Source organism: Bradyrhizobium sp. USDA 4506 (assembly GCF_054058795.1).
Genome location: NZ_JBSSBM010000002.1, coordinates 4,469,199 through 4,485,271 on the forward strand (window position 1 = coordinate 4,469,199; position 16,073 = coordinate 4,485,271).

The window sequence follows — 16,073 nt, forward strand, 5'->3', positions numbered from 1 at the left end:
CAACTACGAGGGCTAACCTAAGCTATTGAAAAGCTTGGTGGGCGCACCAGGGCTCGAACCTGGGACCCGCTGATTAAGAGTCAACCATGGATTGAGAACAATCAATGACTTGCCGGTCGCATCCCCGGGCTTGTCCGACCGAAAATGGGCATCCGTCGCACGGTCATAATCGTTCGTTGCATTGCCTGTTAACCCTCGTGGCGGGTGCAGGAGAAGTCGCGATCGTGCCGCGCGGCGCCTTGGTTTCGATCCTGCGGTTTGCGGGTAGGAAGAGCCCAACTTCCTGCCGGAAGCCGGGCTCTGGAGTATCTGGCAGGCGATCGGGCTCAAGGCACGTTTTGCCGTTACGCAGTCCCCGAACTGTTAGTTGGCCCCATTGCTTGGGAACAGCACCTTGTAGGGAATTCCCAACTCATCCACCTCATCGAATTCATGGACGGACAGATAGGGACTGCCGCCTTTCAGAAGCTTTTTCACTTCGGAACGACCGAAGGTGATCCTGTCGAGAAAGCTGCGGATTGCCCTAACCGATTGGTTCGCCCGCTCTACGCTTTCTTTGACGTGGGATTCACGCCGAGCTTTGATCGCAACCGCGAGATCAATGTCGCCCAAATCCGCCTTATCGGTGAGATAGCTGCCAAATACGCGCACCCCAGTAACCTTGTGCGTGAGCTCGTCGCGTTCATTGATGCTAACCACGCGAACCAGAAAGGATTGGAGTAAGGCTTCGGCCTTCTCTCTCGAAATACGCGAGATGAACCTCGCATTGCATAGCTGCATCCCAAGAGGTGCAACTAGATAGCGCGTTTTGTCTTCCTCGTGACGTGTCACATAGCCCGCCCTGACCAGGGCCTCTTCGATTTCCTGCTTCCGGCCGCCATTGACCTTGAACTGCTCTCCAATGGCCTCAGCGGGAAAGCTTACCTCGTGAAACCTGAGAAAGTCCCGCAACTTGATCAAGCGAACTCCAGCAAGCGTCTCGTTCTTCCCCACCTGCATTATTGATCTCTCATGATTTGAAGATTTGCGCCTACATACACGATGCACAGAAGAGTGGTTAACAGCCACGCATCCTTATTCGCGTCCGACAACGCGGTAGACACTTGCTCGGCTGATCCTGACGCGACTCGCGATTGGCTCGCGCCTAGAGCATGTTCTTTTGCCGGAATCGAGATTCCCAGAGACGATTTCTGATTCAAACTCCACGCTGGGGAACGGCGGCCAGCATGGATGATGCGACCCTATTCGGAAGACCTCCGCGAACTCGCTCTGGCGAGGGCTACCGCCGTGCCAATGGCATTCGACGCATACCTGTTCGCAACCGTCAATGACCATCTGAAGCGGGTTGTCACTGGGGCCGCCTGTCGAACTCAGGCTTTGCGTCCTCCGATATGCAGCAGCCAACAAGGATTGCGGCGCAATAGTTACAAACGACCGCGTAGTGGGAAGTCCCTAGTTTGACACCACGTGGTGCCTCCGGATCACCACACATTGGCTGGGGGATACGATTTCTATATCCGCGCTTGAATCGACGGATTTCTTCTAATTCGACCCTACACCACGTAAGACACGTCCCCGTTCCGTCATCCATTTAGCGCGCGAGAGATGGCTCTGGTATGCGTTGTGCGCGCGGTCCGCCTCACGCTCCGGATTGATATGTAGGACGATTCGGGCCACGTCCCGCCAGTCCGCCCCCTCACCCTCGGCCTGCAGAAGGCGAATGTAAGTCACAACGTGCTGCTCATCGTAGAATGTCGGCGCCGGCTCAGTGGGAGCCAGGTCAGCCACATCAGGATCGAGCGGCGGTGTCTCCTGCATAATCCCTTCCAATAGCCGCGCCCCCAAGGCTGCGAGCTTGAATACTATAGTCTGTAGTCCTTTAGTGTTCAAGGCAACACTGTGAGGGTGTGAAAAGCCCCAATCTGGCCTTCGGAAAAATCATTGCTGGCCTAAGGCTTTCTGCTCGCCTTTCGCAGGAAGAGCTGGCCGATCGGGCGACTATTCATCGGACGTATGTGAGTCAGATCGAACGAGGGCTGAAATCCCCCACGATCGTCACGCTCTTTCGCTTGGCGAAAGCACTTGACACGACCCCCAGCAAGATTCTGAAGCAACTCGAAATTGACATTGGCGCGGCGTGACCATGCGAACGTCTACATCCGTGTCGCGGCTAGGCTGTCCCGCCTTCGGACAATGTGCGGAAGGTCAGAACCTCGGTACCGATCCTCCACATCGTGGACGCCGTCGCAGACGCGCTCGCGGACCGAGGGCTGGTGGGCGCTACGATAGGTGTGATGGCGGGAGACGGCACGCTCCATGCCGGCATGTACCACGAGCGCCTCGCCAAACGAGGATATTCCTGCCTGATACCAGATGCGAAGGCGTAGCGCGACGGTGGCTTCTGGTGCTGCCACAAGCGTGGGGGGATCAGGGAAGATCGTAGGTTGGCAGGAAACAGTGGGAACGCGTAGCGGGGGAGCGAATCGAACGCCCGACCCGAACGGTCCGGTTCTGGTTTTGCAGCAAGCCGTACCCTGCGGCGACGGGCCAGCAGATTGTCCGTTTTGCTCGCCCTAATATCCTATTCTACGACGAGCACATTATCGACCTATACCATCCGATCTGCGCGCTGTATCGAATGGGGTGAAGATACAGAGACAAAGGGAAAGTCGCGTAGCAATGCGGTCGCGCGACGGCCGTCCACAAAAAACGTCGCACGAGACTCGTTTTGGTCTCGACCGCCATCTCGCGAAGGTACTGGAAAAGAAGGCCTTTTCCTTGGTGGGCGCACCAGGGCTCGAACCTGGGACCCGCTGATTAAGAGTCAGCTGCTCTACCAACTGAGCTATGCGCCCGGAACTTGTCCGGAAATGACCCTCGCAAGAGAGCGGTCGTTTAGCAAAGCGATTCCCCGATGTCCAGCAAGCTCAAGCAAGTTTTCCCGACTTTCTGACAACCGAAAGGCCGCCGGAATCCGGCGGCCTTTCATAGACTTGGCGAGGGTGCCGGCGGACAGCGCTCAGAGCCGGCCGGAGCGCTCCTGATCAGGGCCATCGTCGCGGTCGAAACGGTCGTGATCGAAGCCGCGGCCGCCGCGCTCCCAGCGGTCCATGCCGCGCTCTAGGCGGTGGCGGCGCCAGCCTTCGGCGCCGAAGCCGCGCCCTTCCATATGGGTCAGCATGCTCAGCCGCCGCTTCTGGTTGTCGTCGAGCGTCTTGTAGAGCGGGTCGGCGGCATCGGCGATCTTCGTCAGCGACGTCGCGGTCGCCGCCATGTTGCCGGCGCGCTCGCGCAGGCGGGCGACCGGATCATCCGGCTTCTGCGACTTGTCCGCATCGGTCTTCTCGGCGGCCATCCGCGCATTGGCACGATCGAGCCGCATCTTCGCGAAGTCGCGCACCGCGGCCTCAACCGGCGGCCACAGCTTCTCCTGATCGGCGTTGAGCTTCAGCCCGGCGTGGACGGCGGCGATCCGCGCGTCGAGGAAGGCGGCCCGATCCTCGGGGCTCATCCGCATATGGCCGTGGAACCAGGGACGATGCTGGGCATAGACCGCGGTCGAACCGGCAATCGTGAGCGCCGCGATGCCGGCGAGCAGAACTTTCTTCATACGAACCTCCTTTGAAGGTTGCTCGAAGATGATGCCGCCCGCCCGCGCCTTCAACTTACGGATTGGACAGAGAGAGCTCTGTTACCAAGATGTAATCCGCTTTCATTGCACCGCAGAAACATCCAAGGCGCGAGGTCGCGCTTTGGATGTCTGTTGTTTGCGCTAGATCATGCCGAGCAAGCGCGGCAGCCACAGCGAGATCTCCGGCACGTAGGTGATCAGGCCGAGGAACACCAGCATCGCGCACAGCCATGGCAACACCGAGATGGTGATCTCGCTGATGCCCATCTTGGCGATACTGCTCGCAATGTAGAGGTTGAGCCCGACCGGCGGGTGGCACAGCCCGACCTCGGTGTTGACGATCATCAGGATGCCGAGATGCACCGGGTGCACGCCGAGCTTGGTCGCCAGCGGAAACAGGATCGGCGCCATGATCAGGAGGATCGACGACGGATCCATCACGTTGCCGGCGAGCAGCAGGATGATGTTGACGACGAGCAGGAACATCCAGACCGAGAAGTTCTTGTCGATGATCCAGGCCGCCATCTCCTGCGGGATCTGCTCGTGCGTCATCAGGAACGAGAACAGCACCGCGTTGGTGATGATGTAGAGCAGCATCGAGCTCATGCTCGCCGCCTGCAGCAGCACCTTCGGCACCTCGGAGAGCTTCAGCTCCTTGTAGACGAATACGGTGATGAAGAAGGCGTAGGTCGCGGCGACCGCTGCGGCTTCGGTCGGCGTGAAGATGCCGCCATAGATGCCGCCGAGCACGATCACGATCAGCAGCAGGCCCCAGATGCTTTCGCGGAACGCCTTGAACTGCTGGCCGATGGTCGCGCGCGGCATCTTCGGATAGCCGTTGCGCTGCGCGACGAAGAAAGTCACCGCCGCCAGCATCAGCGCGAGCACGACGCCCGGCACGATGCCGGCCATGAACAGCGCGCCGATCGAGGTGTTGGTGGAGACGCCGTAGAGCACCAGGATGATCGAGGGCGGCACCAGGATGCCGAGAGCGCCCGAGGTCGAGATCACGCCGACGCCGAACCGCTTCGGATAGCCGTGATCGACCATCGCCGGCATCATGATCGAGCCGATCGCAACCACGGTGGCGACGCTCGAGCCCGAGATCGCCGCGAACATCGCGCAGGCCGCGACGCCGGCCAGCCCAAGGCCGCCGGGCAGATGCCCGACCAGCGAGGTCGTGAACGCGATCATGCGCCGCGCGACGCCGCCGCGGGTCAGGAAGGTGCCGGCCAGGATGAAGAACGGGATCGCCATGATGCCGAAATTGTCGAGGCCCGAAAACAGCTTCAGGCCGACGCTCTCGATCGGCACCTCGGTCATGGTGAACAGGAAGGTGAGCACGGTCAGGCCGAGCGAAATCGAGATCGGCATGCCCGTCAGCATCAGGGCAAACAGCAGTCCGAAAATAAGTGCGGCGCTCATCACGCTTCTCCAAGCGCGACGGGCGCGGTCTTGCTGGTCTCGACGCCATCGACATGGGAGGCGTCATGGTGCGGCAGGTCGTCGGTCCACCAGTAATTCCAGCACACCTGCAGGAAGCGGAAGCACATCAGATAGGAGCCGAGCGGAATGCAGGCGTAGACGATCCAGCTCGGGATCTCGAGATCCGGTGAGACCTGGTCGGTATGCATCAATTCGAACACGAATTTGGCGCCCATGGTGCCGACGATCCCGGTGAATAGCGCGCCGCCGAGCAGGCCGAAGGTGATGGTGCGCTTGCGCCAGAAATCGTTGAGCCGGTTGATCAGGACGTCGACGCCGACATGGACGCCGGCGCGCACGCCATAGGCGGCGCCGAACTTCGCCATCCAGATGAACATGTAGATGCAGAGTTCCTGCGACCATGCGAGATTGATGCCGAACAGGTACGGATAGAGCACGGGAACGTCGACCAGAAAACGGTGCACGACCGTGACGAAGGTCAGCAGCGTCGCGGCCCCCATCAGGCTCGCGATGATGATTTCCTCGAGCCGGTCCAGAATTTTAAGCAGCATTGATCTCCCCTGTCATGGCCTGATGCGGCAACCGGCCACGGCACCCTGGCCGCGACCTCACGCGGCCGCGGCGTTCACTATGTTTGCGGTTCAAGTCCCGCGTGACTGTTGCCGTCGATCGGAGCTGCCTCCGATCTACCTCGCCCCGCGTGCGGGGAGAGGTCGAAATTCAAGCGCAGCTTGAATTTCCGGTGAGGGGGAGCTTCCGCGAGCACATCTGGAGCCGCGTTCGCGGAGAAGGCCCCTCACCCCAACCCTCTCCCCGCAAGAACCGGGAGAGGGAGCTCGTCTGGCATCGCCTCAGCGGCGAAGCATCGCAGCTAGTTCATCGGGCTGCGGCCGGTTTCCTTGAGGAATTCGTCGATCAACGGCTGGCCGACGCGCGATGCCACGTCCTTGTAGACCGGCATCATCGCCTTGCGCATCGCCTCGTCCTGCTCCGGCGTCAACGCGACGATCTCGGTCTTGCCGGCCTTCTTGATCTCGGCGAGCGCGTCGTCGTTTTCCTTGGCCGACTGGCTGTTGCCGAACTCGGTGGCTTCCTTCATTGCCTTGGAGAGCTGCTCGCGGATATCGGCCGGCAGGCCGTCCCAGAACTTCTTGTTCACGACCACGACGTAGCCGATGTAGCCGTGATTGGTGACGGTGGCGTACTTCTGCACCTCATGCATTTTCTGGGTGTAGATGTTCGACCAGGTGTTCTCCTGGCCGTCGACCACGCCGGTCTGCAGCGCCTGGTAGACGTCGGAGAATGCCATCACCTGCGGGATCGCGCCGAGCGCGCGGAACTGGGCTTCCAGCACCTTCGACGACTGGATGCGGAACTTGAGCCCCTTGTAGTCGGCGGGCGCGACCAGCTTCTTGTTCGCGCTCATCTGCTTGAAGCCGTTGTCCCAATAGGCGAGACCGGTCATGCCCTTGGAATCCAGCTTCTTGAGCAGCTGGGCGCCGAGCGGCCCGTCGGTGACCTTCCGCAGCGACTTCAGGTCGGGCAGGATGTAGGGCAGATCGAAGACTTCGAATTCCTTGATGCCGATCGGGCCGAACTTCGAGTTCGACGGCGCCAGCATCTGCACCGCGCCGAGCTGCAGCGCCTCGAGCTCTTCCTTGTCCTTGTAAAGCGTCGAGTTCGGGTAGACCTCGACCTTCACCTTGCCGCCGGTGTACTTCTCGGCGAGTTCCTTGAACTTGTCGGCCGCCTTGCCCTTCGGCGTATCCGAGGCCACCACGTGGCTGAATTTGAGAACGATCGGCGACTGCGCCGCCGCAGGCCCGACAAAGGTCAAAGCCGCGATCGACGCCGCAGCCAATATGAGTTTACGCATGTTTCCTCCCGCGTAATTGCGGAGCGCGAATACCGGCCCCGAGACATCCGGTCGCACCATTACAGACAAGCAAAGACGATTGCCATTGCCCCTTTAGCAGGGGCCAATTGCACCATTGCTGCACTGCAAAATTCGATGCGGCGGTATCCCCTTCGGCTCTTGCGACCGTTCAATGACACCGCCCGCACGCTGTGCCCGGCCACGGCAATGAGGTCAATGCGAGGTTTGGCAATGGCGGGTTCGCCGGGCGCGAATGCTGCGCGTGTTTCTTGCCGGCTGTCGCCCTGCGAAAACAGAGATCCATACGCCGCGGCAAATCTTGCAGATGTGACTCTTCGTTGTCGTCCTGGCGAAAGCCAGGACCCATAACCACCGCATTTGATTGTGAACGAGGTCGTGGCCCCAGCATCGCGCAACAAGTCTCATTTGGGGTAATGGGTCCTGGCTTTCGCCAAGACGACACTGACGCCAAGACGACACTGAATGTGTTGGACCACGTGTGGCTCATGCTTCCGCAGTCTCGCGGCGCATTGCGTCCGAGCTTTGCATCTTGTTCCGCCCTCACCTCAAGCAGAGGGCGCAGGGAAAGCCGGGTGCCGATCGCACCCATGGGCCCCGAGCAATGGGTAGAAAGCTCGGGGGTAGGACCACAGGTGTAACCGGAAACAACCCGGCTTTCCCTGCGCGATGGGCTACGGCTTACTTCGTGCTCTCCCCGGCGAGACTGGGCTTGGTTGTCACCGTCTTCGCAACGCGCACTGCGCAATCGGAAAAGACACCTGCCGCTAGGGCGTCAGGACCACACGACTTCACCGTCCGCCTCATGCACGTTCGTCAACTGCGCAATCGGCGTCCACCGCATCTCGACCCACGTTCGTGACGACCGCGAAGCGCCCCTCGTGTCGGGTGAGACGGGCAGACCATACACCGAGCCACGCTTCGGATAAAGCGAAATATTTTTGCTGCGAAGGCTTGCGCCGTCGGGCAACTCAGTGGTAGCGGCCCTCCCCGGTCCTTTCGTCATTGCGGGCGACGCACCAGCGTCCGGTGTCGCCTCGCCGAGCGAACGGAATCCGGTCGATCAGGCGTCATTCCCTCCGCAGGATTTTATCCATGGCCTTTCCACGCGCCAGCTCATCGATCAGTTTATCCAGGTAACGAATTTCCCGCATGGTCGGCTCTTTGATTTCCTCAACCCTGACACCGCACACCATGCCCTTGATCAAGGCCCGCGAAGGATTCATTTCAGGCGCCTTTGCGAAGAACGTTTCGAAGTCGGTTTGTTTTTCCAACTGAGCTTCCAGCTCCTTCGAACCGTAGCCGGTCAACCAGGAGATCACCTGATCAACCTCCGCTTTGGTGCGTCCCTTCTTCTCCGCTTTCGCGACATAGAGCGGGTAAACGCTTGCGAAGCTCGTTGTATAGATCCGATGCTTGGCCATGAATTGCTCCGAACGTTCGTATTCCGGGGTCTCGACGAGGAGATATTAGTCCTGGGTTGAACCGGCTTCGCCAATCCGAAGTGTCGCACGTGGCTAGGGGCATGGCGATGGCCTGCTGCCTCCCGTTTCGTCCCCAGCGCTCGCGTGCGGCGGCCCGCATGCGTTGGCAGCAATCGCTCTACAGCGACGGCAACCGCTCTGGGGCGGCGCCCCACCCGATCCGTTAGATCACCACCATGTCCAATCCACGGGCGGAAACAATGCGGCCCGCCGGGATCGAACATCAGGATCGAACGCAGGAGTTTTCAACGATGAACCAGATGATCCGCAATACCCAGGAGACAAGCATGAACCTCGACAATGTCTCGCACGCCGGTCAGCCGGGGCCAAACGAGTTGGTGCCATCGCGCTACGCGCTGAAGATCGGCGAGATCGACGTGCTGGTCGTCAGCGACGGGGTGCTGCCGCTGCCGACCAAGATGCTGGCGCACAATGCCGAGCCGGCCGTCCGCGCGGCCTGGCTGGACGACATGTTCCTGCCGCCGGACGCGTTCGACTGGGCGCTGAACGTGGTCGTGGTGCGAAGCGGCGGGAAAACCATCCTCGTCGACGCCGGGCTGGGGTCGGACCCGGACCTGCACCTGCCGAAGGCCGGGCAGACGGTCAAGCGACTGGAGGCGGCCGGTATCGATCTTGGGTCCGTGACCGACGTGGTGCTGACCCACATGCACATGGACCACGTTGGCGGGCTGCTCGTCGAGGGCGTGAAGGAGCGGCTGCGTCCGGACCTGCGGATCCATGTGGCGGCTGCCGAGGTCAAGTTCTGGGAGGCGCCCGATTTCTCCCGCGTCTCGATGCCGCCGGGTTTCCCCGACGCGCTTCGTGCGACGGCCAAGCGGTTCAGGAAGGAATACCAGAGCCAGCTGCGGCTGTTCGACGAGGAGCACGAGGTGGCGCCCGGAGTGGTCGTCCGTCGCAGCGGCGGCCACACTCCCGGCCACAGCGTCGTTCGTCTGGCGTCCGGCGGCGACCGGCTGACATTCGCCGGTGACCTCGTGTTCGCGGTCGGGTTCGAGCACCCCGAATGGCACAATGGCTTCGAGCACGATCCCGAAGAGGCGGCCCGCGCCCGGATCAGTCTGTTGCGGGAACTGGCGGCGAACCGCGAGCTGCTGGTTGCCACGCATATGCCGTTCCCGTCCGTCGGACATGTCGCGGTCGAGGGTGACGCCTTCCGTTGGGTGCCGGTGTTCTGGGACTACTGAGACCTTGTCGAGTTAGAGCCGAACCGGGGCGCGTACTCATATCGATCATGGGTGCGGGCTCCGGCTTCCGCGCGGCCCTTCTGAGCAAAGGTCGGCTACGGGCCCCACAAGCTGTCATTCAAGCCGGTCGAGAGCGAATTAGCTTGCCTTGCTTTGAGTCCTTTTGCACTCTCAGGCAAAGGAGGCCGATGCATGAAGATAATGACCGTCGCGTGCGCTCTCGGAGCGGCCCTCGTGCTGTGCAACCTCGGGACGTCTGGTGCTGAAGCCCGGGCGCGGAAGGCACAAGTCGTTCATGAACCAAGGAGGGTCATTATCCCGACGCCCGTGATAAGGCCAACTCCGTGGGACTATTATATTGTTCCACGATATCAATATCGCCCTGAAGACGACCGGGTCGATCCATACGCCCCGCCCCTGGTGTCGTCGTGGCGCCTCTATGAGGCGTGGCGGTGGCCATACTGGTGGTGAACAGCGATCGCGCCAAACAGATCGCAATCCGAGTGGTGATCGTCCCCTGACGGACGGGGACTAGCTGTGAAGTTGCGCGTTGAGGCCGTCCCAATTTGGCGTACGCTTGGTTGCCTCAAGGGCACCGCTCTGGGAATTCCGACGAAAAAGCAGGCCCTTCTGGCCCGAGAGTTCTTTGGCTTTCAGGACTCGGCCATCCTCCAAAAGGATGCGCGCGCCTGCCGTGACGTAACAGCCCGCTTCGACGATACAATCGTCACCCAATGAAATGCCGATACCGGCGTTGGCTCCGATCAGGCAGCGCTCACCGACTGTAATCCTCTCTTTCCCTCCTCCGGACAGAGTGCCCATGATCGACGCTCCGCCACCAACGTCGCTGCCGCTTCCGACAACCACACCGGCGCTGATCCGGCCTTCGACCATGCAGGGACCGAGCGTACCCGCGTTAAAATTGCAAAAGCCTTCATGCATGACGGTCGTGCCCGGGGCCAAGTGGGCTCCGAGCCTTACGCGATCCGCATCTGCAATTCTCACGTCTGCGGGCGTCACATAGTCAGTCATGCGCGGAAATTTATCCACGCCTGTCACCTCGAACGCGAGGGCACGCTTTCGTGCCTCCATTCGCGCGTCCGGTACACGAGAGCACTCACAGGGACCGAGGGTCGTCCAGGCGACGTTAGGTAAGAGACCGAAAACTCCCTCGAGGTTCAGGCAATTCGGCTGGACGAGCCGGTGGCTCAGCAGATGGAGTCGAAGATACGCGTCGTGCACGTCAGTCGGTGCAGATGCAAGGGAGCCAATTTCTGTGCGGATTGGAACGATGTCGACATTGCGAATGTCGTCGTGTCGCGCATATCCGTCCGCCGACTCGCCCAACGATCTGGTGATCTCGTCGCTCGCCAGCCGCACCGTTGCCGTCTTGTCGGCCTCCGCGACCAGGCGCAGCTGAAGAAACCAGGAATCCAGCACGCGCCCTTCAGCGGCAATCGTCGCAAATCCCTCGCCTCTCGCGCCCCTCAGCTCCATCGTCATCTGAATTTCTCACACTGCGATCCTGCACGTCATGCATACGCGAGTTCTCGTGGAAATGGCAACTTCCGGGCTCTCAAACAGGTCCGCTTTGGGGCAAAGGGCGACATGGGTCCACGCCGCAGCGACGCCCCGCTCTTACGCTCTGAGCGGACGTCGATCGACGGTGCTTGCGGTGCTGTGTCGGGCGAGCGAGTAGCCGGCGGGCGGCTTTCCGCGCTTCGTCCCCGGACCGCTATTCCGCCGCGGTCCGGATATCGATCTTCTCGGCGCGGACCGCGCAGAACTTGAACTCCGGAATCTTGCCGAACGGGTCGAGCGCCGGGTTGGTCAACAGGTTGGCCGCCGCTTCCGCGTAGCAGAACGGCATGAAGACCATGTTCTCGGGCACGTCGCGGTCGGCACGCACCTTGACCTCGACCGCGCCGCGGCGCGTCTCGAGACGGATGAAGTCGCCGGGCGCGAGTCCCTTCTTGTGCATGTCCTTCGGGGTCATGAACGCGACCGCTTCGGGCTCGATCTGGTCGAGCACCTGGGCACGGCGCGTCATCGAGCCGGTGTGCCAATGTTCGAGCACGCGGCCGGTCGACAGCACCATCGGGTACTCGTCGTCGGGCAGTTCGTCAGGCGGGATCACCTTGGCCGGCACGATCTTGCCGCGGCCGCTTTCGGTCGGGAAGCCGGTGGTGAAGATGATCTCGTTGCCGGGCTTGTCGGGATCGTCGACCGGATAGGTCACCGCGCCCTCGCGCACCAGGCGCTCCCAGCTGATGTTCTTCAGCGACGGCATCAGCTCGGCCATCTCGGTGAAGACCTCACCCGGCCCCGCATAGTTCCAGGGCAGTCCCATCCGCTTGCCGATCTCCTGGATGATCCAGAGATCCTGCCTTGCATCGCCCGGCGGCTTGATCACCTCGCGCGCCAGCTGCACGCGGCGGTCGGTGTTGGTGAAGGAGCCGGACTTTTCGGCGAACGCCGAAGCCGGCAGGATGACGTCGGCGTGGAACGCGGTCTCGGTGACGAACAGGTCCTGCACGACGAGATGATCGAGCTTGGCGAGCGCCTCGCGCGCGTGCTGCAGGTCGGGATCGGACATCGCGGGATTCTCGCCCTCGACATACATGCCGTGGATTTCGCCGGCGTGGATCGCGTTCATGATCTCGACCACGGTCAGGCCGCGCACCGGATCGAGCTCCTGTCCCCACAGCTTTTCGAAGGCGCCGCGCATGTCGTCGCGGCCGACCGGCTGGTAGTCCGGAAGGAACATCGGAATCAGGCCGGCGTCGGAGGCGCCCTGCACATTGTTCTGCCCGCGCAGGGGATGCAGCCCGGTGCCGGGGCGGCCGACCTGGCCGGTGATCAGGGCCAGTGCGATCAGGCAGCGCGCATTGTCGGTGCCGTGGACGTGCTGGCTGATGCCCATGCCCCAGAAGATGATCGACGATTTGGCGCGGGCGTAGGCGCGTGCAACCTCGCGCAGCGTCTCCGCCGGAATGCCGCAGATCTGGGACATGCGCTCCGGCGTGAACTCCTGGATCTTCGCCTTCAGCTCGTCATAGCCCTCGGTATAGCCGGCGATGTACTGCTCGTCGGTCAGGCCTTCGGTGATGATCGTGTGGATCATCGCGTTCAGCATCGCGACGTCGCTGCCCGGTTTGAATTGCAGGTGCTCGGTGGCGTGGCGCGACAGCGTCTGCCGGCGCGGGTCCATCACATAGAGCTTGGCGCCGCGCTTGGCGGCGTTCTTGATGTAGGTGGCGGCGACCGGATGGTTCACGGTCGGATTGGCGCCGATCACCCAGATCACCTCGGCGTCGGCCGCGGCCGCGAACGGCGCCGACACCGCGCCTGAGCTCAATCCCTCGAACAGCGCCGCCACCGACGAGGCGTGACACAGCCGCGTGCAGTGATCGACATTGTTGGAACCGAAGCCGGTGCGCACCAGCTTCTGGAACAGATAGGCTTCCTCGTTCGAGCCCTTGGCCGAGCCGAAGCCGGCGAGCGCCTTGGCGCCCTTCTCGTCGCGGATCTTGCGCAAGCCCGCAGCAGCGAGATCGAGCGCCTCCTCCCATGTCGCTTCGCGGAAATGGGTGTAGGGATTGGCCGGATCGACCTGGTCGTTGGCATCCTTCTTGACGCCGGGCAGCCGCACCAGCGGCTTGGTCAGACGATTGGGGTGATGGATGTAGTCGAAGCCGAAGCGGCCCTTGACACAGAGCCGGTTGTGATTGGCGGGACCATCGCGGCCTTCCGCGTAGATCACCTTCTCATCCTTGACCTGGTAGGTGACCTGGCAGCCGACGCCGCAATACGGACAGAGCGAATCCACCTTCTTGTCTGGATAGGTGACGCGGGTCTGCTTGTCGTCGAGCATGACCGCCGGCATCAGCGCGCCGGTCGGACAGGCCTGCACGCACTCGCCGCAGGCGACGCAGGTCGATTCGCCCATCGGATCGTCGAAGTCGAACACGATCTTGGCGTCGTGGTTGCGGTAGGCCATGCCGATCACGTCGTTGACCTGCACCTCGCGGCACGCACGCACGCAGAGGCCGCACTGGATGCAGGCGTCGAGATTGACGCTCATCGCCGGATGGCTGGTGTCGGCGTGCCAGCGTTCAGTCGCGGGAAAGCGGCTTTCGGTCACGCCGGTCTTCTCGGCCCAGTGCCAGAATTTCGAGTCCGGATCGTGCGAGGTTTCGCGCGCCGGCTGGTCCGCCACCAGCAGCTCCATCACCATCTTCTGCGCCGCGACGGCGCGCTGGCTGGCCGACTTCACTTTCATGCCGACCGTCGGCATCCGCTTGCAGGACGCCGCCAGCACGCGCTCGCCTTCGATTTCGACCATGCAGGCGCGGCAATTGCCGTCCGGCCTGTAGTCCGGAGCGGGCGAATAGCACAGATGCGGGATCTCGGTGCCCTGGCGCTTGGCGACCTGCCAGATCGTCTCGCCGGCCCGCGCCTCGACCTGCTGGCCGTCGAGCTCGAACTGAATCGTCAGGCCTGAGTTCTGATTGTTGCTCATTCAAGTCCTCGTCGAAATTCGTCTGCTCGGCCTTGCCTACTCGGCGGCTTGCTGCGGACGAAAGCCGTCCGGAAAATATTTGATCACGGAGGTCAGCGGATTGGAGGCCGCCTGACCGAGGCCACAGATCGACGCATCGCGCATCGCCTGGCTCAATTGGTCTAGCAGTTCCTTGTTCCAGACCGGCTGCTGCATCAACAGTGCCGCCTTCTCGGTTCCGGCGCGGCACGGCGTGCACTGCCCGCAGCTCTCGTCCTCGAAGAACTTCATCAGGTTCAGCGCGGCGTCCCTGACGTCATCGGCCTGCGAAAGCACGACCACGGCGGCGGAGCCGATGAAGCAGCCATATTTCTCCAGCGTGCCGAAATCGAGCGGGATGTCGTCCATCGACGCCGGCAGGATGCCGCCGGATGCACCGCCCGGCAGATAGGCCTGCAAGGTATGGCCGTCGGCCATGCCGCCGCAGAACTCGTCGATCAACTCGCGCAGCGTGATGCCGGCGGGAGCGAGCTTGACGCCAGGAGCCTTGACGCGTCCCGACACCGAGAAGCTGCGCAGGCCGTGGCGTTCGTTGCGGCCGTGGCTCTTCCACCAATCGGCGCCCTTCTCGACGATGTCGCGCACCCACCACAACGTCTCGATGTTGTTGATCAGCGTCGGCAGGCCGAACAGCCCGACCTGGAACGGATATGGTGGCTTGTGCCGCGGCAGGCCGCGCTTGCCCTCGATCGATTCCAACAGCGAGGATTCCTCGCCGCAGATATAGGCGCCGGCGCCGCGCCGCAGATGCAGCGTCGGACCACCCGGTGGGAGCTTCGCGATCTCGCGCGCGAGGATGTCGCGGCAGGCCGGGTACTCGTCGCGGATATAGATGTAGACTTCCGGCGCCTCGACCACGTGGGCGCCGATCAGCATGCCCTCGAGGAAACGATGCGGATCGGTCTCGAGATAATAGCGGTCCTTGAACGTGCCGGGCTCGCCTTCGTCGCCGTTCACCGCCATCAATCGCGGACCGGGCTCGCCGAGCACCGCGCGCCACTTGCGGCCGGTCGGAAAACCGGCGCCGCCGAGGCCGCGCAGCGACGCATCGTCGAGCGCCTTCAGCAGGTCTTCGCGCGGCAGCTCGCCTGAGCGCAGGCGCGCCAGCAGCCGGTATCCGCCGCCCGCCACATAGGCGTCGTAGTCGACATATGGCGGAAGGTGCACATGGGTGTCGCCGCTCTTCGCCGCCGCCAGCACATTGGTGACGGTCGCATGATCGACGAAGTTGTGGCCGACCTCGGCAGCGGGCGCGGTGTCGCAGCGGCCGACGCACGGTGCGCGCACGACGCGGATGCCGGGGCCGGCGCGGTTCTGCAGATCCTTCAACAGCTGTTCGCCGCCGAGCATCGCGCAGGTCAGCGAATCGCAGACACGTACGGTGAGCGGCGCGATGTCAGCCTCGCCTTCCTTCACGATGTCGAAATGCGCGTAGAAGGTGGCGGTCTCGAACACTTCGGCGAACGACAGCTTCATCTCGTCGGTGAGCGCGGCAAGATGCGCCGCCGAGATCTGATGGTATTTGTCCTGGATCAGATGCAGATACTCGATCAGGAGGTCGCGCCGCCTCGGACGATCGCCGAGCAGCGTCTCGATCTCATGGGCGGCCACGGGGTCGACCTGGCGTCCCTTGGGCGTGGCCTTCGCTCGCTTCCTGCCCTGTCCGGGATGCTCGAACGCACGAACCTTGTGAACGTCGTCTCGACTCATGAAGCCTCGCCTTGGGAACCACGCTTTGCGCGAATTGCACTGCTTCGACGAACTCTATTCTCTGGTATGCCAGAGGCAAGCAGTTTTAGAACGTCTCTAGCAGCGTCGGGTTGCCGCGTAGGCCATTGTTTATGTTTGCCTA

12 protein-coding genes and 2 tRNA genes are annotated in these 16,073 nt (G+C 62.3%); 2 read left to right on the forward strand and 12 right to left on the reverse strand.

Going from position 1 to position 16,073, the window contains the following annotated elements:
- Positions 1-35: 35 nt before the first annotated feature.
- From ACVIHF_RS23450 to ACVIHF_RS23460, 3 genes are all read right to left on the reverse strand, one after another.
- Positions 36-125: transfer RNA gene (locus ACVIHF_RS23450), tRNA-Ser, on the reverse strand.
- Positions 126-363: 238 nt separating this feature from the next.
- A complete protein-coding gene (locus tag ACVIHF_RS23455; RefSeq protein ID WP_456780046.1) occupies positions 364-999 on the reverse strand; it encodes a hypothetical protein in 636 nt (211 codons plus the stop codon).
- A 543-nt stretch (positions 1,000-1,542) separates the two neighbouring features.
- Positions 1,543-1,818: a DUF2285 domain-containing protein gene (locus tag ACVIHF_RS23460; RefSeq protein WP_253589667.1), complete on the reverse strand. Its 276-nt coding sequence runs from the start codon at positions 1,816-1,818 to the stop codon at positions 1,543-1,545.
- A gap of 89 nt (positions 1,819-1,907) precedes the next feature.
- Between ACVIHF_RS23460 and ACVIHF_RS23465 the strand changes: the two genes are divergently transcribed.
- A complete protein-coding gene (locus ACVIHF_RS23465) occupies positions 1,908-2,141 on the forward strand; it encodes a helix-turn-helix domain-containing protein (RefSeq protein ID WP_253589666.1) in 234 nt (77 codons plus the stop codon).
- A 638-nt stretch (positions 2,142-2,779) separates the two neighbouring features.
- Here ACVIHF_RS23465 and ACVIHF_RS23470 read toward each other — a convergent pair.
- The 6 genes from ACVIHF_RS23470 to ACVIHF_RS23495 form a co-directional block, all read right to left on the reverse strand.
- Positions 2,780-2,855, reverse strand: a tRNA-Lys gene (locus ACVIHF_RS23470).
- Positions 2,856-3,019: 164 nt separating this feature from the next.
- Positions 3,020-3,610, reverse strand: a complete 591-nt coding sequence (locus tag ACVIHF_RS23475) for a Spy/CpxP family protein refolding chaperone (protein ID WP_028332421.1) — start codon at positions 3,608-3,610, stop codon at positions 3,020-3,022.
- Between the two features lie 162 nt (positions 3,611-3,772).
- Complete coding sequence (locus ACVIHF_RS23480; RefSeq protein ID WP_168857133.1) at positions 3,773-5,056, reverse strand: TRAP transporter large permease; 1,284 nt, start codon at positions 5,054-5,056, stop codon at positions 3,773-3,775.
- Positions 5,056-5,628 (reverse strand): TRAP transporter small permease, encoded by a 573-nt coding sequence (locus tag ACVIHF_RS23485; protein ID WP_057020631.1) that lies wholly within the window; start codon positions 5,626-5,628, stop codon positions 5,056-5,058. The genes ACVIHF_RS23480 and ACVIHF_RS23485 overlap by 1 nt, the downstream gene beginning before the upstream one ends.
- A gap of 320 nt (positions 5,629-5,948) precedes the next feature.
- Positions 5,949-6,953, reverse strand: a complete 1,005-nt coding sequence (locus tag ACVIHF_RS23490; protein ID WP_028342401.1) for a TRAP transporter substrate-binding protein — start codon at positions 6,951-6,953, stop codon at positions 5,949-5,951.
- A 1,088-nt stretch (positions 6,954-8,041) separates the two neighbouring features.
- Positions 8,042-8,395, reverse strand: a complete 354-nt coding sequence (locus ACVIHF_RS23495) for a DUF2200 domain-containing protein (protein WP_057020632.1) — start codon at positions 8,393-8,395, stop codon at positions 8,042-8,044.
- Positions 8,396-8,706: 311 nt separating this feature from the next.
- Here ACVIHF_RS23495 and ACVIHF_RS23500 point away from each other — a divergent pair, with 311 nt between their 5' ends.
- Positions 8,707-9,660: an MBL fold metallo-hydrolase gene (locus ACVIHF_RS23500; protein WP_092090555.1), complete on the forward strand. Its 954-nt coding sequence runs from the start codon at positions 8,707-8,709 to the stop codon at positions 9,658-9,660.
- 531 nt (positions 9,661-10,191) lie between these two features.
- Here ACVIHF_RS23500 and dapD read toward each other — a convergent pair.
- The 3 genes from dapD to ACVIHF_RS23515 form a co-directional block, all read right to left on the reverse strand.
- On the reverse strand, positions 10,192-11,163 hold the full coding sequence (gene dapD / locus ACVIHF_RS23505; RefSeq protein ID WP_456779615.1) for a 2,3,4,5-tetrahydropyridine-2,6-dicarboxylate N-succinyltransferase: 972 nt from the start codon (positions 11,161-11,163) through the stop codon (positions 10,192-10,194).
- A gap of 232 nt (positions 11,164-11,395) precedes the next feature.
- Complete coding sequence (gene fdhF, locus ACVIHF_RS23510; protein ID WP_456779614.1) at positions 11,396-14,182, reverse strand: formate dehydrogenase subunit alpha; 2,787 nt, start codon at positions 14,180-14,182, stop codon at positions 11,396-11,398.
- A gap of 36 nt (positions 14,183-14,218) precedes the next feature.
- A complete protein-coding gene (locus ACVIHF_RS23515; RefSeq protein WP_456792621.1) occupies positions 14,219-15,931 on the reverse strand; it encodes an NADH-ubiquinone oxidoreductase-F iron-sulfur binding region domain-containing protein in 1,713 nt (570 codons plus the stop codon).
- Between the last annotated feature and the right edge of the window lie 142 nt (positions 15,932-16,073).